Source organism: Prauserella rugosa (assembly GCF_000719975.1).
In the GTDB taxonomy this organism is placed as follows: Bacteria; Actinomycetota; Actinomycetes; order Mycobacteriales; family Pseudonocardiaceae; genus Prauserella; species Prauserella rugosa.
Window position 1 is genome coordinate 1 of sequence record NZ_JOIJ01000006.1, and the last position, 21,176, is coordinate 21,176.

The window sequence follows — 21,176 nt, forward strand, 5'->3', positions numbered from 1 at the left end:
CCGCGGATCCTGCGACAACATCGCATCCAAAATCGTGTCACTGATCGCGTCACAAATCTTGTCCGGATGACCCTCGGTCACGGACTCACTGGTGAACAGACGCTGGACGGGCACGGATGGCACCTACCTCTCGCTTCGGTCAGGACGCCTTCACCCTATCGGCGGCAGCACCCGTTTCCTGGAATGTGAGACGTCGCCGGTCACCCCTGGTCGGCGACAGGGTCCGCGGCGTCGGCCGGGTCCACCCCGAGCAGTCGAGCGGCGGCGTCCCACACCGTGGCCGCCAGCTCCGACTTGGCGCCCAGCGGGATCCGCTCCTCGGCGCCGTCCGCGGCCAGCAACCACCCCGTATTGTCCTCGGTCTCGAACGCCTTGCCGTCCCCGACGGCGTTGACGACGAGCAGGTCGCAGCCCTTGCGCTTGAGCTTGGCCCGCGCATGGTCGAGGACACTGCCGTGGGGGTCCCCCGTCTCGGCCGCGAATCCGACAACGATCTGCCCGTCGCGGCGGTGCTGGACGAGATCGGCGAGGATGTCGCGGTTCCGGGCGAGTTCGATCACCGGATCCGGGGCGTCGTCGCTCTTCTTGATCTTGTGGTCCACCTCGCCCACGGGCCGGAAATCCGCGACGGCGGCGGCCATGACGACGACGTCGGCATCCCGCGCGGCGGCATCGACCGCGGCGCCCAGTTCGGCCGCGCTCGACACCGGAACGAGGTCGGCACCGGCGGGTGCGGGCAGGGCGTCGGTGTGCGCAGACACGAGCGTGACGTGCGCGCCGCGCTGCGCGGCCACCCGCGCGAGCGCGTAGCCCTGTTTGCCGGACGAACGGTTGCCCAGGTGGCGGACGGGGTCCAGGCGTTCGCGGGTGCCGCCGGCGGAGACGACGACGCGGCGGCCCTCGAGGTCGCGGGGCAACGCGTCGCCGCGGGCCAGCAGGAGCCGCGCGAGGTCGACGATCTCGCGCGGGTCGGCGAGCCTGCCCTTGCCGCTGTCGACGCCCGTGAGTCTGCCGGAGGCCGGTTCGGCCACGACGGCGCCGCGCGACCGGAGCGTGGCGACGTTGTCGCGGGTGGCGGGGTGCTCCCACATCTCGGTGTGCATGGCGGGAAAGAACGCCACGGGACACCGGGCGGTGAGCAGGGTTCCGGTGAGCAGGTCGTCGGCAAGCCCGTGGGCCGCCTTGGCGAGCAGGTCGGCCGTCGCGGGCACGACGATGACGAGGTCGGCATCCTGCCCGATGCGCACGTGCTGCACCTCGGGCACCGCCGTGAAGACCCCCGTGTGCACGGGATGACCGGAGAGGGCTTCGAACGTGGCGGCCCCGACGAAGTTCAGGGCTGCCTCGGTCGGCACGACACGGACGTCGTGGCCGGTTTCGGTGAGTCCGCGCAGAACCTCGCAGGCCTTGTAGGCCGCGATGCCACCGCCGACCCCGAGAACGATCCGCTTCATATCAGTACGTCCTACGGCCGAGGGCGGCGGAAAGCAACGTGCGCGTCGACACGCGGCCGCGCTCCACACCGCCCGGTGCGACGGTTCGGCCCACCCCGGACACGACGCGGCCCGGCTCGGGTACCCGCGATGCGGTACCCCGAGCCGGGCCGTGGACGCCGTGGAAGGCCGGCCGAGCCGTCGTCACTCGCCTTCGGTGTGCTCGAGAAGGCCTGCGTGGATCTCGCGGAGCGCGATGGACAGCGGCTTCTCGCGCGGACCCGGCTCGACGAGCGGGCCGACGTACTCGAGCAGGCCCTCACCGAGCTGCGCGTAGTAGTCGTTGATCTGGCGCGCACGCTTGGCCGAGTAGACCACGAGCGCGTACTTCGAGCTGACCTTGTCGAGCAGGTCGTCGATGGGCGGGTTGGTGATGCCCTCGAGCTGCTCGCTCTGCGGGCCCAACGTGAACGCGGTCACTACTGCTCCGAATCTGCGAAAGCGTCGGTGTCGGGAATCAGTCGGAAATCAATGGGCACCGGGCGGCACCCCGGGTCAGTCCGGGGAGCCGGACGCACCGTTGACCAAGTCTAACAACTCGCGTGCGGCCGTCTTCACATCGGCATTGACGACCTGCGCGTCGAACTCGCTGGCAGCGGCCAGTTCGCGCTCGGCCTCCCCGAGACGGGCCTGCACGGCCTCGATCGCCTCGGTGCCGCGCCCGGTCAGCCGGTCGACCAGCTCGCCCCACGACGGCGGCAGGAGCATGACCAGCTGCGCGTCCGGCATGGCCTGACGGACCTGCCTGGCGCCCTGGAGTTCGATCTCGAGCACGGCCGGCCTTCCGGCCTCGAGGGCCCGCTCCACCGGCTCGCGGGGCGTGCCGTAGCAGTTGCCCGCGAATTCGGCGTGCTCGAGGAAGCGGCCTTCGGCCACCATCGCGTCGAACGTCGCACGGTCGACGAAGTGGTAGTGCGCTCCGTCCACCTCGCCCTCGCGCGGTGCGCGCGTGGTCATCGAGATGCTGAAGAAGATGTCCGGGTCGAGGGCACGCAGCTCACTGACCACACTCGACTTTCCGACCCCGGACGGGCCCGATACGACGGTGAGCCGGCGCCGGGCGGTCGTGCCCGACACCGGCTCACCGGATGCCCTCCGGCCGCCGCGCACGCCGGCCTGGTTCGAGCCGCGCTGTCGCTGCTCGCTCACTCGCCGCTGAACTCGGCGAGCAGCGCCTTGCGCTGCCGTTCACCGAGGCCACGCAGACGACGGCTGGCCGCGATCTCGAGGCGCTCCATCGTCTGCTGCGCACGTACCTTGCCCACGCCCGGCAGAGCCTCCAGCAGAGCGGAGACCTTCATCTTGCCGAGCACCTCGTCCTCGTCGGCCTGCTTCAGCACATCAGCGAGGGTCGTACCGCCGCGCTTGAGCCGCTCCTTGAGCTCCGCGCGGGCGCGACGGGCGGCGGCGGCCTTCTCCAGCGCCGCAGCACGCTGTTCCTCGGTGAGCTGGGGAAGTGCCACGTTTTCCTCCGGTATTACTCAAAATTCTGGGTGGGTGTGGCGACCGTACCCACCCCTGACCTGGACTCACAATGCGGGGGTGAGCGCTGAATGCGGGCCTGTGAGACCCGGGAAACCCCGGGACCGTGCGGCCTGCCGGCGCCCGGCGTGCCACGACTGGAGGCCGCGGCACGCGACCCGGGAAGACCCTACCCGTGGCGTCCTCCCCGATCGCCACAAGCCGGAAAACCGCCTCCCGGGCGGCGGACACGATGACACCACCTACCCCCGCCGCGCCATCTTGGTGAACAGCCTAGTGCAAGATCAACATCCCGGTAGACCTGGGGATCGGTTCGCGTACGCTAACCGGACGCGGGCCGGCCGGCCCCCACTTCACCCCACGGCGCACCGGCCGTGATCCGCCTCAGTTCGGCCTGGACGCCGCGCAGCCTCTCCCGCATCGAAGCCGGGTCGGGCCCGGCCCGCAGCAGGTCGCGGGACGAGGCCGGAAGCACCGCCGGCAGGGCCGTTCCGAACACCGCGGAGAGATCCTCCGCGGTGGCTCCCTGCGCCCCGAAACCCGGCGCGAGAATTGGGCCGTTCAGCCCAGCGAGGCGAAGCTCACCCGGGACGTTCGTCGCACCGACGACGACGCCGACGTCACCGACCGGCTCCGCTCCGGCGTTGCGCTCGGCCAGCTGATCCACAATGGACTGGGCCACCGAGATGCCGCCGGCGTCGGCGGTCTGCACCGCCCGCCCGTCCGGATTCGACGTGCGGGCCAGCACGAACACCCCCCTGCCGTGTTCGGCCGCGGTGGCGAACGCCGGTTCCAGCGCCCCGACACCGAGGTAGGGCGAGACCGTCACCGCGTCGGCGGCCAGCGGTGCCCCCTCGGACAGGTACGCCTCGGCGTAGGCCGCCATCGTCGAGCCGATGTCCCCGCGCTTGACGTCGAGCAGCACGAGCGCGCCCGCCTCGCGGCACCGCGCGATGACGCGTTCGAGGACCGCCACACCCTTCGCGCCGTACGCCTCAAAGAAGGCCGACTGCGGCTTGACGATCGCGACGTGCTCGGCGAGGGCCTCCGCCGCGGTCAGCGCGAACCGTTCGAGACCGCTCGCGTCGGCGGGCAGGCCCCATTCCGCCACCAGGCCGGGGTGCGGGTCGATGCCGGCGCACAGCGGCCCGCGCGCGGTGATCGCGCGGGCCAGCCGTGCCCCGAACCGTTCGCTCACGAGGAGGCCCGCAGTGCCGCCTGCAGCTTCTGCAGGGCACGCACTCCCACGTCTCCCCTGATCATCGCCTCGATGCCGTGCACGGCCGCGGAGGCGCCCTGCACGGTCGTGACACACGGGATGCCGCGGGCCACGGCCGCGCTGCGGATCTCGTACCCGTCGATCCGCGGTCCGCTGTTGCCGTACGGGGTGTTGATGACCATGTCGACCCCGCCGTCGAGGATGAGCTCCACGACGTTCTTCTCCCCCGCGTCCGCACCGGCGGCGACCGCGGGAGTCACGGCGTCCTCGTGCTGCTTGCGCACGACACGGCAGGACACGCCGTTGCGGCGCAGCACCTCGGCCGTACCCTCCGTGGCGACCACCTCGAAGCCGAGGTCGGCGAGCCGCTTGACGGGGAACACCAGCGACCGCTTGTCCCGGTTGGCCACCGACACGAACACGGTGCCGCTGGTGGGCAGCGATCCGTAGGCACCGGACTGCGACTTGGCGAACGCGGTGCCGAACGCGGTGTCGACCCCCATGACCTCGCCGGTGGACTTCATCTCCGGGCCGAGCAGCGAGTCGACGCCGTGTCCCTCCGGGGTGCGGAAGCGGTGGAACGGGAGCACGGCCTCCTTGACCGCCACCGGCGCGTCGACCGGCAGGTCTCCGCCGTCACCGTCGGCCGGCAGCACGCCGCGGCCACGCAGGTCCTTGATCGACGAGCCGGTCATGATCAGCGACGCCGCCTTGGCCAGCGGCACGGCGGTCGCCTTCGACACGAACGGCACCGTGCGGGACGCCCGCGGGTTCGCCTCGAGCACGTACAGCACGTCGTCCTTGAGCGCGTACTGCACGTTCAGCAGACCGCGGACGCCCACACCCCGCGCGATCGCCTCGGTCGAGCGGCGCACCTGCTCGAGGTCCGTACGGCCCAGCGTGATCGGCGGCAGGGCGCACGCCGAGTCACCGGAGTGCACGCCCGCTTCCTCGATGTGTTCCATCACGCCGCCGAGGAACAGCTCCTCGCCGTCGAAGAGGGCGTCGACGTCGATCTCGATCGCGTCGTCGAGGAACCGGTCGACCAACACCGGGTGTTCGGGCGTCACCTCGGTGGCGCGCACGATGTAGTTCTCGAGCGAGGGCTCGTCGTAGACGATCTCCATGCCCCGGCCGCCGAGCACGTACGAAGGGCGCACCAGCACGGGGTAGCCGATCTCGTCGGCGATCTGCTTGGCACCCTCGAACGAGGTGGCGGTGCCGAACTTCGGCGCGGGCAGGCCTGCCGAGGTGAGCACCTCGCCGAACGCGCCGCGGTCCTCGGCGTGGTTGATCGCCTCCGGCGGCGTACCGACCACGGGCACGCCCGCGTCGGCGAGCCGCTGCGCCAGGCCCAGCGGAGTCTGCCCGCCCAGCTGGACGATGACGCCCGCGACCGTGCCCGACTCCTGTTCGGCGCGCACCACCTCGAGCACGTCCTCGAACGTCAGCGGCTCGAAGTACAACCGGTCCGAGGTGTCGTAGTCGGTCGAGACGGTCTCGGGGTTGCAGTTGAGCATCACGGCCTCGAAGCCCGCCTCGCGCAGCGCCAGCGCGGCGTGCACGCACGAGTAGTCGAACTCGATGCCCTGGCCGATGCGGTTGGGCCCGGAGCCGAGGATGAGCACCTTCGGCTTGTCCGGCTGGGGCGTCACCTCCGACTCGGCGGCGGGATCGGACTCGTAGGCCGAGTAGTGGTACGGCGTGCGCGCCGCGAACTCGGCGGCGCACGTGTCGACCGTCTTGAACACCGGGTGCACGCCGAGCCGCTGGCGCAGCGAACGGACCCCGGCCTCGCCCGCGAGTTCGGGGCGCAGCGCCGCGATCTGCCGGTCGGACAGCCCCGTCCGCTTGGCCCTGCGCAGCAGCTCGCCCGACAGCACCGGGGCGTCGCGGACCTCGGCCCCGACCTCGCCGATCAACGCGATCTGGTCGATGAACCACGGGTCGATGCCGCTGGCCTCGTGCACCTGCTCCGGCGTGGCACCGAGCCGCAGCGCGCGCTCCACGGCGTAGAGGCGGCCGTCGTGCGGCGTACGCAGTTCGTCCAGAGTGGACTCGAGCGTCGCGCCCTCGGGGTCCGGGCTGGTCCAGAACCCGACGCGCTTGGTCTCCATCGACCGCATCGCCTTGCCCAACGCCTCGGGGAAACTTCGCCCGATCGCCATGGCCTCGCCGACGCTCTTCATCGTCGTGGTCAGCTCGGGATCGGCGCCGGGGAACTTCTCGAACGCGAACCGCGGCACCTTCACCACGACGTAGTCGAGCGTCGGCTCGAAGCTCGCCGGGGTCTCGCCGGTGATGTCGTTGCTGATCTCGTCGAGCGTGTAGCCGATGGCGAGCCGCGCCGCGATCTTGGCGATCGGGAACCCGGTGGCCTTCGACGCCAGCGCCGAGGAGCGGGACACGCGCGGGTTCATCTCGATGACGACCATGCGCCCGTCGTCCGGGTTGATCGCGAACTGGATGTTGCAGCCGCCGGTCTCCACGCCCACGGCGCGCAGCACGTCGATGCCGACGTCCCGCATCCGCTGGTACTCGCGGTCGGTCAGGGTCATCGACGGGGCCACGGTGACCGAGTCGCCCGTGTGCACGCCCATGGCGTCGACGTTCTCGATCGAGCAGACGACCACCACGTTGTCGTGGCCGTCGCGCATCAGCTCGAGCTCGTACTCCTTCCACCCGAGCACGCTCTCCTCGATGAGCACCTCGGTCACGGGGCTCTCCTCGAGCCCGAGCGCGGCCAGGCGCTCCATCTCCTCCTCGGTGTGCACCATGCCCGAGCCGAGACCGCCCATGGTGAACGACGGGCGGATGACGACGGGCAGGCCGACCTCGGCGACGGTCGCGCGGACCTCCTCCATCGAATGACAGACCGCACTGCGGGGCACGTCCCCGCCGACCTGCCGGACGATGTCCTTGAACTTCTGCCGGTCCTCACCGCGCTGGATCGCGTCGATGTCGGCGCCGATGAGCTCGACGCCGTACTTCTCGAGCACGCCGTTGTCGTGCAGGGCCACGGCGCAGTTCAGCGCCGTCTGCCCGCCCAGGGTCGCCAGCAGCGCGTCGGGTCGTTCGGCGGCGATGACCTTCTCGACGAACTCCGGGGTCACCGGCTCGATGTAGGTCGAGTCCGCGAACTCCGGGTCGGTCATGATCGTGGCCGGGTTGGAGTTGACGAGGCTGACTCGCAGGCCCTCCTGGCGCAGCACACGGCACGCCTGGGTTCCCGAGTAGTCGAACTCGGCCGCCTGGCCGATGACGATCGGCCCCGAGCCGATCACGAGCACGTGCTCGATGTCAGTGCGCTTGGGCATCAGTTCCGCGCCTCCATGAGCGAGACGAATTCGTCGAACAGCGGGTCGGCGTCGTGGGGCCCCGCCGCCGCTTCGGGGTGGTACTGCACGGAGAACGCGGGCACATCGAGGCAGCGGACGCCTTCGACCGTGTCGTCGTTCGGGCAGTGATGGCTGATCTGAGCGGCACCGAACGGCGACTCGAACCGCTGGCCGGGTTCGCCCTCGAGCGCGAACCCGTGGTTCTGCGCGGTGATGGCGACCCTGCCGGTGGCGGCGTCTATCACCGGGATGTTGAGGCCCCGGTGGCCGTACCGCATCTTGTACGTCCCGAGCCCGAGCGCGCGGCCGAGGATCTGGTTGCCGAAGCAGATGCCGAACAGCGGGATCTCCCGCTCCAGCACCGACTTCGTCAGCTCGGTCGCGTGGTCCTGGGTCTGCGGGTCGCCAGGGCCGTTGGACAGGAACACCCCGTCGGCCTCGACCGCCAGCAGATCGTCCACCGTGGACGATGCGGGCAGCACGTGCACCTCGATGCCACGCTCGGCCATCCGCCGCGGCGTGTTCGACTTGATCCCGAGGTCCAGCGCCGCCACCCGGAACCGGGCCTGGCCCGCCGCGGGCACGACGTACGGCTTCGCCGTCGTCACCTCACCCGCGAGGTCGGCACCGGCCATCGCCGGACTCGCGGTCACGGCCTCGATCATCTCGTCCGGTCCGGCCAGGCCGTCGCCGGAGAACACGCCCGCGCGCATGGCGCCGTGCTCGCGGATGTGGCGGGTGAGCGTCCGGGTGTCCACATCGGAGATACCGACGATCCCCTGCGCCTGCAGCTCGTCGTCGAGACTGCGCGTCGCACGCCAGCTCGACGGGCTGCGCGCGGGATCGCGCACCACGTAACCGGCGACCCAGATGCGCTTCGACTCGTCGTCCTCGTCGTTCCACCCGGTGTTGCCGATCTGCGGCGCCGTCTGCACCACGATCTGCCTGCGGTAGGACGGGTCGGTCAACGTCTCCTGATAGCCCGTCATGCCCGTGCAGAACACGACCTCGCCGAGCGTGGAACCCTGAGCACCGTAGGCGGTGCCCCGGAAAATGCGGCCGTCCTCGAGCACGAGTGCGGCCGGTGTACGTGTGCCGGTCATACCTGGGCACCTCCCTTGACCTTGTCGATCCACTCCGGATACACGCCGCGATCGTCCGCGCGGAAGCCCGTGTCGACCTCCACCGCGTCGTCGCCCTCGCCGGCACGCCAGGTCACGATCAACAGGCTGTCGGTGCCCATGACCTTGCCCGCCATGCCCTTACCGGTGGCCACCGCGGTGATCGCCGCGCGCGGGATCCAGAACCCGGGCATGCCCGCGCGGTCGACGTCGATCCCGTCGGCGTGCAGGCGCAACGTCGCCGGCCCGCGCAGCCCCGCGCCGCGCGTCACGATGCGCTCCTGCCAGTGCCCGGCGTACGTGGTCGCCACGTACAGCCCCGTCGTCTCCAGCTGCGGCGCGCCCGGATCGGCAGGCCGCTGCGGGAACGGAGGGATGCGCACGCTCTGCGTCCGCGCCTGTCGTCGCCAGCCTCGCCACATGCCGTAGACGCACAGCAGCAGCAGCGCGACGAACACCAGCGTCAGCAACAGCCTGTCCATCAGTCACTCTTCCCTTCACGTGCCGTGATCCGCCCACGCAGCAGCGTGGCCGTCACCACGGCCGGCAGTCGCATCCCCTCGAACGGGGTGTTCTCGGAGACGCTCGCGAACTCCGCTCCCCGCACGGTCCACTCGGCATCCGGGTCGACGAGAACCAGGTTCGCCGGCTCCCCTTCCGCCAACGGCCTGCCCTGGTCGGGCAGCCGCGCGATCTCCGCGGGCCGCTCACTCATCACCCGCGCCACGCCGCGCCAGTCGAGCAGCCCCGGCCGCACCATCGTCTGCGCCACGACCGACAGCGCCGTCTGCAGTCCGAGCATGCCCGGCCGCGCGGCACCCCATTCGCAGCACTTGTCCTGCTCCGCGTGCGGCGCGTGGTCGGTGGCGACACAGTCGAGCACACCGTCGGCCAGCGCCTGGCGCAGCCGGTCGACGTCACGCTCGGCGCGCAGCGGAGGGTTGACCTTGTTGACCGGGTCGTAGGTCTCGAGCCGCTCGTCGGTGAGCAGCAGATGGTGCGGGGTCACCTCGGCGCTGACCTCGACCCCGAGCTCCTTCGCCCAGGTCAGCACGTCCACGGTACCCGTCGTGGAGACGTGGCAGATGTGCAGTCGAGCACCCGCGTGCCTGGCCAGGATGCAGTCCCGCGCGACGATCGACTCCTCCGCCGACGACGGCCAGCCCGCATACCCCAGCCGCGAGGCACGCTCGCCCTCGTGCGCCTGCGCGCCCTGGGTCAACCGCGGCTCCTCCGCGTGCTGCGCCACGACCACACCCAGCGCCGTCGAGTACTCGAGCGCCCTCCGCATCACCAGCGGATCGGCCACGCACACCCCGTCGTCGGAGAAGACCCGCACCTGAGCCTCCGAGGCGGCCATCGTGCCCATCTCGGCGAGCCGCTCCCCCTTCAGCCCCACCGTGACCGCACCCACCGGGTGCACGTCGACGAGCCCGACCTCCTCGCCACGCCTGCGCACATGGCCCGTGACGAGCGCGTTGTCGGCGACCGGGTCCGTGTTGGCCATCGCGAACACCGCCGTGTACCCGCCCAGCGCCGCGGCCCGCGAGCCGCTCTCGACGGTCTCCGTGTCCTCGCGGCCCGGCTCCCGCAGATGCGTGTGCAGGTCGACGAACCCGGGCAGCAGCACCTGGCCGCGGGCCTCGATCCGCTCCGCCGACTCGGGCGCCTCCACCGTGCCCGGCGCACCGATCTCGGCGATCACGCCGTCGGCAACGAGCACGTCCACCGGATCGCCCTCGCCGTACGGCCGCGCGCCCGTGATGAGAACGTCCGCCTGCCGAGTATCAGACATGGTGGTCTCCATCTCCTGCGGGACACCCTCCCCTACTGCGGCGGAGAAGCGTGCCGCAGCGGGGGCCCATCCCGGTCGACCCCCATGTCCAGAAGAAGCAACGAGTATCAGACATGGTGGTCTCCGTCTCCTGCGGGACACCCGCACCCGGTCGACCCCCATGTCCGGAAGAAGCAACGAGTATCAGCCATGGTGGTCTCCGTCTCCTGCCAGCAAGTGGTACAGCACCGCCATCCGCACGTGGACGCCGTTGCGCACCTGGTCGGTGATCGCCGCCCGCGGGTTGTCCGCCACCGACGAGGCGATCTCCATCCCACGCAGCATCGGCCCCGGGTGCAGTACCACCGCATGCTCGGGCAGCATCGCCAACCGCTTCTCGTTGAGCCCGTACGCCACGGAGTACTCCCGCGCCGACGGGAAGAACCCTCCGTGCATCCGCTCCGCCTGGACGCGCAGCATCATCACCGCGTCCACGGTGGGCAGTTGCGAATCGAGGTCGTAGGCGGTCGTCACCGGCCACTGCTCGACGCCCTGCGGCAGCAGCGTCGGCGGCGCCACGAGCACCACCTCGGCGCCGAGCGTGGCCAGCAGGTGCACGTTCGACCGCGCCACCCGGCTGTGCAGCACGTCGCCGACGATCGCGATGCGCCTGCCCTCGATCGCGCCGAGCCGTTCGCGCAGGGTCGCGGCGTCGAGCAACGCCTGGGTCGGGTGTTCGTGCATGCCGTCGCCCGCGTTGACGACCGCGGTGCGCGTGTCGGCGAGCCAGTCACTCAGCCGCTGCGGAGCGCCCGAGGCCGGGTGCCGGACGATCACGCAGTCGGCGCCGGCGGCCGACAGCGTCAGCGCGGTGTCGCGCAACGATTCGCCCTTGCCGACCGACGAGCCGCCCGCCGAGACGTTCACGACATCGGCGCTCATCCACTTGCCCGCGATCTCGAACGAGACGCGGGTGCGGGTCGAGTTCTCGTAGAACATCGTGATGACCGTGCGCCCGCGCAGGGTCGGCAGCTTGCGGACCTCACGTCCGAGCAGGGTGCGCTTGAGTTCGTCGGCGGTGTCGAGCACCGCCGTGGCCTCGTCCAGGGTGAGGCCGTCGGTGCTGAGCAGATGTTGCATCTACTGCCCCCTGATCAGGACGGCGTCGCGGCCGTCCGTTTCCGCCAACAACACCGACACGTCCTCCGAGCGTGACGTCGGCACGTTCTTGCCCACGTAGTCCGCGCGGATCGGCAGTTCCCGGTGTCCGCGGTCGACCAGCACGGCGAGCTGCACGGCGCGGGGACGTCCGTGATCGCGCAGGGCGTCGAGCGCCGAGCGGATGGTGCGACCGGAGAACAGCACGTCGTCGACGAGGACGACGATCCGGTCGTCGATCCCGCCGGGCGGCAACGCGGTCTCCTCGAGCGGGCGGGTGGGCTTACGGCGCAGATCGTCGCGGTAGAGCGTGACGTCGAGGGCGCCGGCGGGAACGCTCACGCCGGAGAACTCGGCGATGCGCGCGGCGAGCCGATCGGCGAGTGGAGTCCCGCGCGTCGGGATACCCAACAGGACGGGCGGTGGCGGCAGGTCATCGGAGCCGGCGGTGCCGGCGCCCCCTTCGGGAGACGCCAGAGCGGTCTTCTCGATGATTTGGTGCGCCATTCGAGCGATGGTGCGCGCGACGTCGCCGGCCGAGAGCAGCTCGCGCTCGACCGGATCCGCCGCACCACGGGGTGGTGCCACGGTGAGAGCTCCTTTCCCGCCTCACGGGACGGGTCTTTAAAGGATGTCGAACCCCTACTTTAGGAGGTCCGGCACAGACCGTAGCAGCCGTGACGCGCTACCCGATCGAGTGGTCCATCTGTGGCAAACAACTCACCGGGTGCGATGACCTCCTTGACCTGGTGACGACAACGCGTAACCATTACTCTGAGTATTCGACTCACGAGTTCCCTGTCGGTCAGCCGGGCCGATCCGGGGCGAAGAAACGGAGAACCACCACATGGGCGATTACGCCAAGGCGCTCGGGGCCAAGCTCCGCGGTATCCGCCAGCAACAGGGCCTGTCCCTGCACGGAGTCGAGCAGAAGTCCGGCGGCCGCTGGAAGGCGGTCGTGGTGGGCTCCTACGAGCGGGGCGACCGCGCGGTGACGGTCCAGAAGCTGGCCGAGCTGGCCGACTTCTACGGCGTGCCGGTGGTCGAGCTCCTGCCCGAGGGTCGGGTCCCGTCGGGCGCGGAACCCGCGACGAAGATCGTGATCAACCTCGAGCGGCTCCAGCAGCTGCCCGCCGAGAAGGTCGGGCCACTCGCGCGCTACGCGGCGACCATCCAGAGCCAGCGCGGCGACTACAACGGCAAGGTCCTGTCCATCCGGACCGAGGACCTGCGCTCGCTGGCGATCATCTACGACATGACGCCGGGCGAACTGACCGAGCAGCTCATCGACTGGGGAGTGCTGCCGCCGGAGGCCCGTCCCTCCAAGGAGGACTGAACCGACGAAACCGCCTGGGCCGCGAACGGCACCAGGCGGTTTCGTCGATCCGGGCTGTGCGAGCCGGGGTCGCCGCGGGTCAGAGGACGGCGCGCAGCCGGTCGGCGATGCCGCCGATCCTGCCCAGCACGCCGTTGATGAACCGCGGCGAGTCGTCCGTGGACAGTTCCTTCGCCAGGCCGACGGCCTCGTCGATCGCCACGGGGTCGGGCACGTCGGCCGACCACAACATCTCGTAGACGCCGACCCGCAGGATCGCCAGGTCGACGGGCGGCATCCGCTCGAGCGTCCAGCCCTGTGCGTGCTCGGCGAGCAACTCGTCGACCCGCTCCTGATGCGCGTCGAGGCCTTCGACGACCGAGTACGTGTAGTCCGCGACCACGTCGACCTCGGGCGAACCGACGTGATCCCGCAGGACGGCCGCGGGGGAGATCTCGCGCTGCGCCGCTTCGTACAGCAGTTCCACGGCACGGCGCCGCGCGGCGCGGCGGCTGATTCTGCCGCCGCGCCGGGACGAGGACTCGGAGCTCACCGCGGTGCTCACACGCGGCCGAGGTAGCGGCCGTCGCGGGTGTCGACCTTGATCTTCTCGCCGGTGTTGACGAACAGCGGCACCTGCACCTCGGCACCGGTCTCCAGCTTGGCGGGCTTGGTGCCGCCGGTGGAGCGGTCGCCCTGCAGGCCCGGGTCGGTGTGCTCGATCGTCAGTTCGGCCGAGGCGGGCAGCTCGACGTAGAGCGTCTCGCCCTCGTGCTGCGCGACCTGCACCTCGCTGTTCTCCAGCATGAACTTCGCCGCGTCGCCGACGATCTCCGGCGACACCGACACCTGGTCGAACGTCTCGCCGTCCATGAAGACGTAGTCGGTGCCGTCGTTGTACAGGTAGGTCATCGTGCGGCGGTCCACCGTCGCGGTGTCGACCTTGGTGCCCGCGTTGAAGGTCTTGTCCACGACCTTGCCGGAGAGCACGTTCTTCAGCGTCGTGCGGACGAACGCGCCGCCCTTGCCCGGCTTGACGTGCTGGAAGTTCACGACAGACCACAGCTGGCCGTCCAGGTTGAGGACCATGCCGTTCTTCAGGTCGTTGGTGCTGGCCACTGGTGTGAGTTCTCCTGTGTCGGGGTCGGGCCGCGCGCTTAGACGACCACGAGTTCCTTCGTGCTGAGGGTGAGGACCTCGGGAGCTGACTCCCGCACGACGAGCGTGTCCTCGATGCGGACTCCACCTCGGCCGGCGAGATACACGCCGGGCTCGACGGTGACCGCCATACCGGCGGCCAGTGTACCGGCGGCCGTCGTGGCCAGACTCGGAGCCTCGTGAACCTCGAGGCCGACGCCGTGACCCAGGCCGTGGAGGAACTCCGCGCCGCGCCCCGCGTCGGCGATCACGCGGCGCGACGTGGCGTCCACCTCGGCGGTGTCGGCGCCGGGAACGGCCGCGGCGACACCCGCTTCCTGCGCGGCGCGGACCAGGTCGTGGATCTCCTTCTGCCACTCCGCCGGTTCGCCGAGCACGACCGTGCGTGTCATGTCCGAGTGGTACCCGTCCACGGTCGCCCCGAAATCGGCCTTGACGAGATCGCCCATGCGCAGCACCGCGTCGGTGGGCCGGTGGTGCGGGATCGCCGAGTGCGCACCCGCCGCCACGATGGACGGGAAGGCCGCGGCCTCGGATCCCTCGTCGAGCATGCGCGCCTCGAGGTCGCGGGCGACGTCGCGTTCCGTCCGGCCCGGCCGCACTCCCCCGACGGCGAGCAGCGACGCCCACGCACGGTCGGCGGCCGCGCACGCCCTCCGCAGCGCGTCGATCTCGACCTCGTCCTTCACCTCACGCAACCGCTCGACCAGTCCGGGGCTCCTGCGCAACTCCGACTCGCCGGTGACCTCGTCCAGGTCCGCGGCCTGTTCGACACTCACGTACTGGCTCTCGAACCCGACCCTGCCGTACCGGCAGCGGTCGCCGCCCACGGTGGCCGCGAGCGCCCGTGCGCTGGCCCGGTCCACGACCGTGGTGAGGTCGGGGACCTCGGAGGCGGCCTGCGTCGTGTAGCGGCCGTCGGTGCAGAAGACGGTGTCCTGCTCGCCGCCCGCGTGGAGCAGGAGTGCGGCGTTCGAGCCGGTGAAGCCGGTGAGATAGCGGATGTTGCGCAGGTCGGTCACCAGCAGCGCGTCGAGGTCGGCGGCGCCGACGAGCTCGCGCAGTGCCGCCCGGCGGCGGGGATGCGCCTCGGCCTGCGAGCCGGGAGAGGATACGGACATAGCGAGCAGCTTAGGAGCGAGCGTCTCGGGTGGGACCGGCCGGTTGCCCCGTGCGGTTACAGTGACCCGATGGCGCCCTGGGTCCTTCGCACACTCGGCATGGCGGTGCTGCATGCCGCCGCGGCCGTCGCACTCGCCAAGATCGCCGTGTTCCAGCCCGGCGACACGACGTTCGCCCGCGCCGCCGCGCTCGCCCTGCTGGTGGGGGCCGCCGCGCTGTGGGGCGCGCTCGACGGCTGGACTTCGCGCCCCGACAGCGGGCGCACCTGGTTCATCGCCGGACTGGTGGCCGGGCCGCTGGCGGGCGTGCTGAGCGTGATCGGCAAGGCGGCGCTGGTCGACCAGACCGGCACCGGTGAGCTCGGCGCCGCCCTGACCGGCGGAGCGGCGTTCACGGCGCTGCTGGTCATCGTGCCCGCGGCGGTCGGACTGCTCGTGGGCGGGCGGCTGCCCCGGCCCGGCGGCGATCTGGACGACGACCCGGAGGAGACCGAGCAGGACTCCCGCACGGGCGATTCGGGCACCGGCGACTCCGGATCCGAGACCACCGGCCGCACCCGTCGGTCGGGGCGCACGCGTACGCGGTCCCGCCGGCACCGCGCCACCGCCGGCCGCGACGCCGACCCCGAGGGCAGCGGCGCAGGCAGTGTGGACGGCGCAGGCAGTGTGGGCGACGCGGACGGTGTGGAGGGCGATGCGTGGAAGGCGCCCGCGGTCGCCGAGATCCCCTCCGGCCCCGATCCCGCGCGCGCCAAGCCCGACGAGCGGGAGGAGACCGTGATGACGGCGAAGCCGCGGCCCTACCGTCATCCGCGGCCGAGCCCGCGCACCCCACGCGGCACCGACGACACCACACGCTGACCCCCGCCGACGGCCAGAGGAAGCCGTGCCGGGCGCGCGGCGGGGTCCTCAGGAGCCCAACGTCGAACCGAGCGCGTAGGAACGCCACTCGTCGGAGGTGATCTCCTCCACCTCCGAGCCGTTCAGCTCGAACGCGTCGGCCGCCCCGTCGGCGACCGGCCAGATGGTGCGGCCGACGAGGAAACCCCTCCCCTCGGGCGATTCCACGGCACGCGCTCCGGCGGGCAGCCGTCCCGCGACGGCGGTGCCGGCGAGGGCCTCCGGCCGCTCGTCGACCATTCCGGACGTCAGGGCCTCCGCCACCGACCTGCGTTCGACCCGCAGCACGCGCCCGTCGGCGACGACGTCCATCGTGCGTTCCGGCGACGGCATCGTGAACCCGTCCAGCGCGGCGAGCGCACCGTCCTCGGTGCCGCATCCGTCGAACCCGGTGGCGTCGACCCCGAACCGCCGCAGGTCGGTGGGCGCCTTGGCCTTGCCGACCCGCGTGGCCTGCACGACGTCGAGCGGCACGCGGCCACAGGGATCCTCGGGCGAGATCCGCGCGTGCCCCTCCGGTGTGCGCACCAGGCCGGGGCCCTCCTCCCACGGGACCGACAGCACCACCGGTTCGTACGGCCGGGCGGAGAAGTCGCGGTTCCAGAAGGTGAGCGTGGTGCCGTCGTCGGTTTGGTGCGCGATGGCGAAGGCGTCCATGGCGTCGATCCACATCAGATCGGCGCTGAACGCGTCGACCACCGAGTGCTCGCGGGGCGCCTCGGGGCTGTCGACGTCGGCGAATCCGTCGGGGCCGAGCGCCTGCACGGTGCCGGAGAAGGTCGGCTCCTGTGCGCGCAGCACGAACTGCCCCGCCCCGTTCCACCCGGCCGCCGCGCCCGTGGTGTCGGTGAACATGAGGTAGAACCAGCCGTCCACGTGCACGGCCGCGGGCTGACCGGCGCCGTAGGTGTTGTCGCGGGTGGTGTCGTGCGCGGCGCGCACGATCGGCTCGTCGACCCGCTTCCACGTCCGGCCGTCGGTGCTGGTGGCCAGGCCGACGGCGTTGCCGTGGTCATGACTGCCCGCGGCGCCGGTGTAGTAGAGGTAGTACACCCCGCCCACGCGGATCACCGAGGGATCGCACGTGTGCTTGCCGTCGAACGAGCCCGGCGACCCCGACAGCACGGCCTCCGGGATACCGCCGCCCGGCGCCCGGAAGGGGCCGTCGAGGCGTGCCGACTGCGCGTGCAGGATGTCATCGCCGGCCGGCCGCGCACTGCCGTACTGGCTGCACCACCACATCCGCGTCGTGTCGCCGTCCTGCATGACGGTGGGGCCGTAGTTGTACGGTGCGTCGGCGCCTCCGGCGGCGACCACGCGGTGACTGCGCCGATCGCGATCGGTCTCGAGGCGCACCGGGTCGGTGTGCTGGGTCTCGGCCTGCGGCCGGCCGGAACCTCCGCCCAGGGGATCGCCCGCCATCTCGGCGTCGCTCGGCGTGCACGAGACGACCAGGGCGGCTCCGGCGAGCGCGGCTCCCACGGACACGCCGCGGCGGCCACGACTCCGCCGGCCGACCGGAAGCCGATCGTCGGTGGGCAGGTCGGGCGAGAGCCGGTCACCGCGACCGCGTCGCGGTCTCCGACCACGGCGTTCGTGCATGGCGCCGACCAACCTCCGTCCCTCCCCCGACGCTCGCGCGCCTCCCCTGCCGCGGCACGCGCCCTCACGCGGGTGGACGCTCAGTGTACGACCGACGTCACCCGGTCGGTGATCACGGTTGCTTCGCGAGCCACTCCAGTGCCAGGCGGTAACCGTCGACGCCGAATCCGGCCAGCACACCCGTCGCGATGTCGGACAACACGCTGTGGTGCCGGAACGACTCACGGCGGTGGACGTTGGAGATGTGCAGCTCCACGAGCGGGCCCCGCAACTGGGCCGCCGCGTCGCGGACCGCGATCGAGTAGTGCGTCCACGCGCCGGCGTTGAGCACGACCGCCGCGCCCAGGTCCGTCGCCTCGTGCAGCCACCCGACCATCTCGCCCTCGTGGTCGGTCTGGCGCACCTCCACATCCAGTCCGAGTTGCTCACCGGTGGACGTGCAGAGTGCCACGAGGTCGTCGTGGGTCGCGGACCCGTAGACGTCGGGTTCGCGGGTGCCCAGCCTGCCCAGGTTGGGCCCGTTCAGGACGAGGACCCTCACAGCAGCAGCCCTCCGCCGCCCGTCGAGGGCTGGTCGTCGGAGGCGATCGCCGAGTAGGCACCCGCCAGCAGCGCCGGGTCGGGGCCTTCGAGCCTGCCCGGCTTGGCGAGTCCGTCGAGCACGACGAACCGGAGCGTGCCGGAACGGGTCTTCTTGTCCGAACGCATGTTGTCGATCAGTTGCGGCAGCGCGTCGGCGTCGTAGCGCGTCGGCAGTCCCAGTGCGTGCAGGACGGTCGTGTGCCGATCGGCGGTGGCGTCGTCGAGCCTGCCCGCGAGGCGGGCGAGTTCGGCGGCGAACACGAGTCCGACGCTCACGGCCGCACCGTGCCGCCAGCGGTACCGCTCGCGCCGCTCGATCGCGTGGCCCAGGGTGTGGCCGTAGTTGAGGATCTCGCGCAGGTCCGCCTCGCGCAGGTCTGCCGACACCACGTCGGCCTTCACCTGGATCGCCCTGCGCACAAGTTCGCCGAGCACCTCGCCCTGCGTGTCGACGGCCGCGGCCGGGTCGGCCTCGATCAGGTCGAGGATCTGCGGGTCGGCGATGAAACCCGCCTTGACGATCTCGGCCATCCCCGCCACGAGCTCGTTCGGCGGCAGGGTGTCGAGCGTGGCGAGGTCGGCCAGCACCGCGGTCGGTTCGTGGAACGCGCCGACGAGGTTCTTGCCCGCCTCGGTGTTGATGCCCGTCTTGCCGCCGACCGCGGCGTCGACCATGCCCAGCAACGTCGTGGGCACGTTGACCAGCCGCACGCCGCGCATCCAGGTCGCCGCCACGAAGCCGGCGAGGTCGGTGACCGCTCCCCCGCCGAGTCCGACGACGACACCCCTGCGGTCCAGGCCCATCTGACCGAGCACGTCCCAGCAGAAGTCGGCGACCTTCAGTGCCTTGCCGTCCTCGGCGTCCGGGATCTCGACCCGATGCGCGTCGAGACCGGCCTCGGCCAGTTCGGCGCGGACCGCCTCGGCGGTCGTCGTCAGGGTCGGCGGGTGGATCAGCGCGACGGTGGAGGCGTCGTGGACGGTGTTGGTCAGCTCGCCCAGCAGGCCGCGGCCCACCAGGACCTCGTAGGGCCGCCCGCTGCGCACCCCGATGCGGACCGGATCGCTGGTCATCACGTGCTCCTCACAGTGCTCGGGTCCGTGCTCGGGTTCCCACCCGAGCTCCGGTGGCGTTCGTCGATGCAGCGCAGTGCCTCGGCGGCGATGTCGTCCGGGGTGCGCTCGTCGGTGCTCACCTCACAGGTGGCGACCTCGCGGTACAACGGCAGCCGGGCGTCGAGCAGGGCCTTGTAGGTGGCGCGGGGGTTCACGCCCGCCAGCAGCGGACGGGCGCTCGACAACCCCGTACGGCGCACCCCCTCGGCCATGCCCACGTTCAGGAAGACGACGGTGTGCTCACGCAGCCGTGCGCGGGTGCGTTCGGACAGGATCGCACCGCCGCCCAGGGCGTACACGCCGTCGTGGTCGGCGAGGGTCGCGGCGATGGTGCGCTCCTCGATGGCCCGGAACGCGTCCTCGCCGTCCTCGGCGAAGATGTCGCTGATCGTGCGGCCCTGGCCGGCCTCGATGTCGGCGTCGGCGTCGGCGAACGCCACGCCGAGCCGCTCCGCCAGCACCCGGCCGACGGTGGTCTTGCCGGATCCCGGCGGTCCCACGACGACGATCGGTCCGTCCGTCCCACCCGTTGCGCCCATCGCGCCCGTTGCGCCCGTTGCGCCCATTGAGCCCATTGCGTTCAGCGCTTCCACCAGTCGTCGAGTCCGGCCACGTACGCCTCGGCGTTGCGCTTGGCCTCGGCCAGCGAGTCGCCGCCGAACTTCTCGAGCGCGGCGTCGGCCAGCACGAGCGCGACGACCGATTCCAGCACCACGCCCGCGCGCGGAACGGCGCAGACGTCGGAACGCTGGTGGATCGCCACGGCCGGTTCGCGGGTCTCGACGTCCAGTGTGGACAGAGCCTTGGGCACGGTCGAGATCGGCTTCATGGCCACGCGGACCCGGAGCGGCTCGCCGTTGGTGATGCCGCCCTCGAGCCCGCCCGCGCGGTTCGAGCGACGGGTGACGCCCTTCGGACCGGGGCCCGGGTCGATCTCGTCGTGTGCCTGGCTGCCCCACCGGTGTGCGGTGGTGAAGCCGTCCCCGACCTCGACACCCTTCATCGCCTGCACGCCCATCAGCGCGCCGGCCAGCTTGGCGTCGAGCCTGCGGTCCCAGTGCACGTGCGAACCGAGCCCCGGCGGCAGGCCGTAGGCCAGCACCTCGATGACGCCGCCGACGGTGTCGCCCGCCTTCCGCACCGCGTCGACCTCGGCGACCATCGCCTCGGTGGCCGCGTCGCCGAAGGCGCGCACCGGGCTCTCGTCGATGGCGGCGAGGTCGTCCGGTCCGGGCAGCTCGCCCTCGGGCGCCTCGGCCGCGCCGATCGACACCACGTGGCTGATCACCTCGACGCCGAGCAGCTGCCGCAGGAACGCGCGGGCCACCGTGCCGAGCGCGGTCCGGGACGCCGTCTCCCTGGCGCTGGCCCGCTCGAGCACGGGCCGTGCCTCGTCGAAGCCGTACTTCTGCATCCCGGGCAGATCGGCGTGACCGGGCCGTGGCCGGGTCAGGGCCTCGTTACGCGCCAGACCTTCGAGGGAGGCGGGATCGACCGGGTCGGCCGCCATGACCTTCTCCCACTTCGGCCACTCGGAGTTCTCGATCTGCACCGCGACAGGCCCGCCCTGGGTCCGGCCGTGCCGGACGCCGCCGAGGAACTCGACCTTGTCGGTCTCGAAACCCATCCGCGGGCTGCGTCCGAAACCCAGCCGCCTGCGGGCGAGCTGCTCACCGATGTCGTCCGTCGTCACCTCGACCCCGGCGACCATGCCCTCGAGAATTCCGGCGAGAGCCGGGCCGTGCGACTCACCTGCGGTTATCCAGCGCAACACACCGCCGATCCTGTCACGTCGCG

The 21,176-nt window shown here is 71.4% G+C and carries 22 protein-coding genes; 2 read left to right on the forward strand and 20 right to left on the reverse strand.

Features of this window, described 5'->3' with window-relative positions; genetic code table 11:
• From IF64_RS26530 to pyrR, 12 genes are all read right to left on the reverse strand, one after another.
• Nucleotides 1-114: S-adenosylmethionine synthetase N-terminal domain-containing protein (locus IF64_RS26530; protein WP_157575510.1), on the reverse strand; the 114-nt coding region annotated here is incomplete at its 3' end.
• A gap of 86 nt (nucleotides 115-200) precedes the next feature.
• Entirely contained in the window at nucleotides 201-1,454 is a 1,254-nt protein-coding gene (coaBC, locus tag IF64_RS0110110) for a bifunctional phosphopantothenoylcysteine decarboxylase/phosphopantothenate--cysteine ligase CoaBC (RefSeq protein ID WP_051757692.1), read from the reverse strand.
• Nucleotides 1,455-1,637: 183 nt separating this feature from the next.
• Nucleotides 1,638-1,913, reverse strand: a complete 276-nt coding sequence (gene rpoZ, locus IF64_RS0110115) for a DNA-directed RNA polymerase subunit omega (protein ID WP_030531793.1) — start codon at nucleotides 1,911-1,913, stop codon at nucleotides 1,638-1,640.
• Between the two features lie 75 nt (nucleotides 1,914-1,988).
• Entirely contained in the window at nucleotides 1,989-2,642 is a 654-nt protein-coding gene (gene gmk / locus IF64_RS0110120) for a guanylate kinase (RefSeq protein WP_030531794.1), read from the reverse strand.
• Nucleotides 2,639-2,956, reverse strand: a complete 318-nt coding sequence (mihF, locus tag IF64_RS0110125; protein WP_030531795.1) for an integration host factor, actinobacterial type — start codon at nucleotides 2,954-2,956, stop codon at nucleotides 2,639-2,641. The genes gmk and mihF overlap by 4 nt, the downstream gene beginning before the upstream one ends.
• Nucleotides 2,957-3,297: 341 nt before the next feature.
• Complete coding sequence (gene pyrF, locus IF64_RS0110130; protein WP_051757697.1) at nucleotides 3,298-4,173, reverse strand: orotidine-5'-phosphate decarboxylase; 876 nt, start codon at nucleotides 4,171-4,173, stop codon at nucleotides 3,298-3,300.
• Nucleotides 4,170-7,511 (reverse strand): carbamoyl-phosphate synthase large subunit, encoded by a 3,342-nt coding sequence (gene carB / locus IF64_RS0110135; RefSeq protein WP_030531797.1) that lies wholly within the window; start codon nucleotides 7,509-7,511, stop codon nucleotides 4,170-4,172. The genes pyrF and carB overlap by 4 nt, the downstream gene beginning before the upstream one ends.
• Entirely contained in the window at nucleotides 7,511-8,635 is a 1,125-nt protein-coding gene (carA, locus tag IF64_RS0110140; protein ID WP_030531798.1) for a glutamine-hydrolyzing carbamoyl-phosphate synthase small subunit, read from the reverse strand. The genes carB and carA overlap by 1 nt, the downstream gene beginning before the upstream one ends.
• Entirely contained in the window at nucleotides 8,632-9,135 is a 504-nt protein-coding gene (locus tag IF64_RS0110145; RefSeq protein WP_030531799.1) for a PH-like domain-containing protein, read from the reverse strand. The genes carA and IF64_RS0110145 overlap by 4 nt, the downstream gene beginning before the upstream one ends.
• Complete coding sequence (locus IF64_RS0110150) at nucleotides 9,135-10,448, reverse strand: dihydroorotase (protein ID WP_030531800.1); 1,314 nt, start codon at nucleotides 10,446-10,448, stop codon at nucleotides 9,135-9,137. Before IF64_RS0110150 ends, IF64_RS0110145 begins: the two co-directional genes overlap by 1 nt.
• A 183-nt stretch (nucleotides 10,449-10,631) precedes the next feature.
• Nucleotides 10,632-11,567, reverse strand: a complete 936-nt coding sequence (locus tag IF64_RS0110155; RefSeq protein ID WP_030531801.1) for an aspartate carbamoyltransferase catalytic subunit — start codon at nucleotides 11,565-11,567, stop codon at nucleotides 10,632-10,634.
• A complete protein-coding gene (pyrR, locus tag IF64_RS0110160; protein ID WP_030531802.1) occupies nucleotides 11,568-12,173 on the reverse strand; it encodes a bifunctional pyr operon transcriptional regulator/uracil phosphoribosyltransferase PyrR in 606 nt (201 codons plus the stop codon). It lies immediately after the preceding gene.
• Nucleotides 12,174-12,432: 259 nt separating this feature from the next.
• On the opposite strand from pyrR, the gene bldD reads away from it, so the two are divergent.
• Nucleotides 12,433-12,921: a transcriptional regulator BldD gene (gene bldD, locus IF64_RS0110165; protein WP_003096372.1), complete on the forward strand. Its 489-nt coding sequence runs from the start codon at nucleotides 12,433-12,435 to the stop codon at nucleotides 12,919-12,921.
• A gap of 79 nt (nucleotides 12,922-13,000) precedes the next feature.
• On the opposite strand, the gene nusB is transcribed toward bldD, so the two are convergent.
• Genes nusB through IF64_RS0110180 form a run of 3 tightly spaced genes read right to left on the reverse strand, consistent with a single transcriptional unit; the run spans nucleotide 13,001 to nucleotide 15,179 of the window.
• Nucleotides 13,001-13,465 carry a transcription antitermination factor NusB gene (gene nusB / locus IF64_RS0110170; protein WP_030531803.1) on the reverse strand — a complete coding sequence of 155 codons (465 nt, stop codon included), beginning with the start codon at nucleotides 13,463-13,465 and terminating at the stop codon, nucleotides 13,001-13,003.
• Nucleotides 13,462-14,019, reverse strand: coding sequence for an elongation factor P (efp, locus tag IF64_RS0110175; protein ID WP_030531804.1), 558 nt, complete (start codon nucleotides 14,017-14,019; stop codon nucleotides 13,462-13,464). The genes nusB and efp overlap by 4 nt, the downstream gene beginning before the upstream one ends.
• A gap of 38 nt (nucleotides 14,020-14,057) precedes the next feature.
• Entirely contained in the window at nucleotides 14,058-15,179 is a 1,122-nt protein-coding gene (locus IF64_RS0110180; protein ID WP_030531805.1) for a M24 family metallopeptidase, read from the reverse strand.
• A gap of 69 nt (nucleotides 15,180-15,248) precedes the next feature.
• Here IF64_RS0110180 and IF64_RS28135 point away from each other — a divergent pair, with 69 nt between their 5' ends.
• Nucleotides 15,249-16,040, forward strand: a complete 792-nt coding sequence (locus tag IF64_RS28135; protein ID WP_169741936.1) for a B-4DMT family transporter — start codon at nucleotides 15,249-15,251, stop codon at nucleotides 16,038-16,040.
• 48 nt (nucleotides 16,041-16,088) lie between these two features.
• Here IF64_RS28135 and IF64_RS0110190 read toward each other — a convergent pair whose 3' ends face one another.
• From IF64_RS0110190 to aroC, 5 genes are all read right to left on the reverse strand, one after another.
• Nucleotides 16,089-17,321, reverse strand: coding sequence for a family 43 glycosylhydrolase (locus IF64_RS0110190; RefSeq protein WP_425468471.1), 1,233 nt, complete (start codon nucleotides 17,319-17,321; stop codon nucleotides 16,089-16,091).
• A 472-nt stretch (nucleotides 17,322-17,793) separates the two neighbouring features.
• Nucleotides 17,794-18,222, reverse strand: a complete 429-nt coding sequence (gene aroQ, locus IF64_RS0110195) for a type II 3-dehydroquinate dehydratase (RefSeq protein ID WP_030531808.1) — start codon at nucleotides 18,220-18,222, stop codon at nucleotides 17,794-17,796.
• On the reverse strand, nucleotides 18,219-19,337 hold the full coding sequence (gene aroB / locus IF64_RS0110200) for a 3-dehydroquinate synthase (protein WP_030531809.1): 1,119 nt from the start codon (nucleotides 19,335-19,337) through the stop codon (nucleotides 18,219-18,221). Before aroB ends, aroQ begins: the two co-directional genes overlap by 4 nt.
• Nucleotides 19,337-19,945 (reverse strand): shikimate kinase, encoded by a 609-nt coding sequence (locus tag IF64_RS0110205; RefSeq protein WP_246134695.1) that lies wholly within the window; start codon nucleotides 19,943-19,945, stop codon nucleotides 19,337-19,339. Before IF64_RS0110205 ends, aroB begins: the two co-directional genes overlap by 1 nt.
• 14 nt (nucleotides 19,946-19,959) lie before the next feature.
• Nucleotides 19,960-21,153, reverse strand: a complete 1,194-nt coding sequence (aroC, locus tag IF64_RS0110210) for a chorismate synthase (protein WP_030531811.1) — start codon at nucleotides 21,151-21,153, stop codon at nucleotides 19,960-19,962.
• Nucleotides 21,154-21,176 lie beyond the last annotated feature (23 nt).

Bases quoted from the DNA above. Each gene is read 5' to 3' on its own strand.
- IF64_RS0110205 (WP_246134695.1), bottom strand. From the start codon at position 19,945: ATGGGCGCAACGGGCGCAACGGGCGCGATGGGCGCAACGGGTGGGACG.
- carB (WP_030531797.1), bottom strand. From the start codon at position 7,511: ATGCCCAAGCGCACTGACATCGAGCACGTGCTCGTGATCGGCTCGGGG.
- IF64_RS0110180 (WP_030531805.1), bottom strand. From the start codon at position 15,179: ATGTCCGTATCCTCTCCCGGCTCGCAGGCCGAGGCGCATCCCCGCCGC.
- carA (WP_030531798.1), bottom strand. From the start codon at position 8,635: ATGACCGGCACACGTACACCGGCCGCACTCGTGCTCGAGGACGGCCGC.
- IF64_RS0110145 (WP_030531799.1), bottom strand. From the start codon at position 9,135: ATGGACAGGCTGTTGCTGACGCTGGTGTTCGTCGCGCTGCTGCTGCTG.
- IF64_RS0110190 (WP_425468471.1), bottom strand. From the start codon at position 17,321: ATGTGGTGGTGCAGCCAGTACGGCAGTGCGCGGCCGGCCGGCGATGAC.
- IF64_RS28135 (WP_169741936.1), top strand. From the start codon at position 15,249: ATGGCGCCCTGGGTCCTTCGCACACTCGGCATGGCGGTGCTGCATGCC.
- IF64_RS0110150 (WP_030531800.1), bottom strand. From the start codon at position 10,448: ATGTCTGATACTCGGCAGGCGGACGTTCTCATCACGGGCGCGCGGCCG.
- aroB (WP_030531809.1), bottom strand. From the start codon at position 19,337: ATGACCAGCGATCCGGTCCGCATCGGGGTGCGCAGCGGGCGGCCCTAC.
- IF64_RS0110155 (WP_030531801.1), bottom strand. From the start codon at position 11,567: ATGCAACATCTGCTCAGCACCGACGGCCTCACCCTGGACGAGGCCACG.
- bldD (WP_003096372.1), top strand. From the start codon at position 12,433: ATGGGCGATTACGCCAAGGCGCTCGGGGCCAAGCTCCGCGGTATCCGC.
- coaBC (WP_051757692.1), bottom strand. From the start codon at position 1,454: ATGAAGCGGATCGTTCTCGGGGTCGGCGGTGGCATCGCGGCCTACAAG.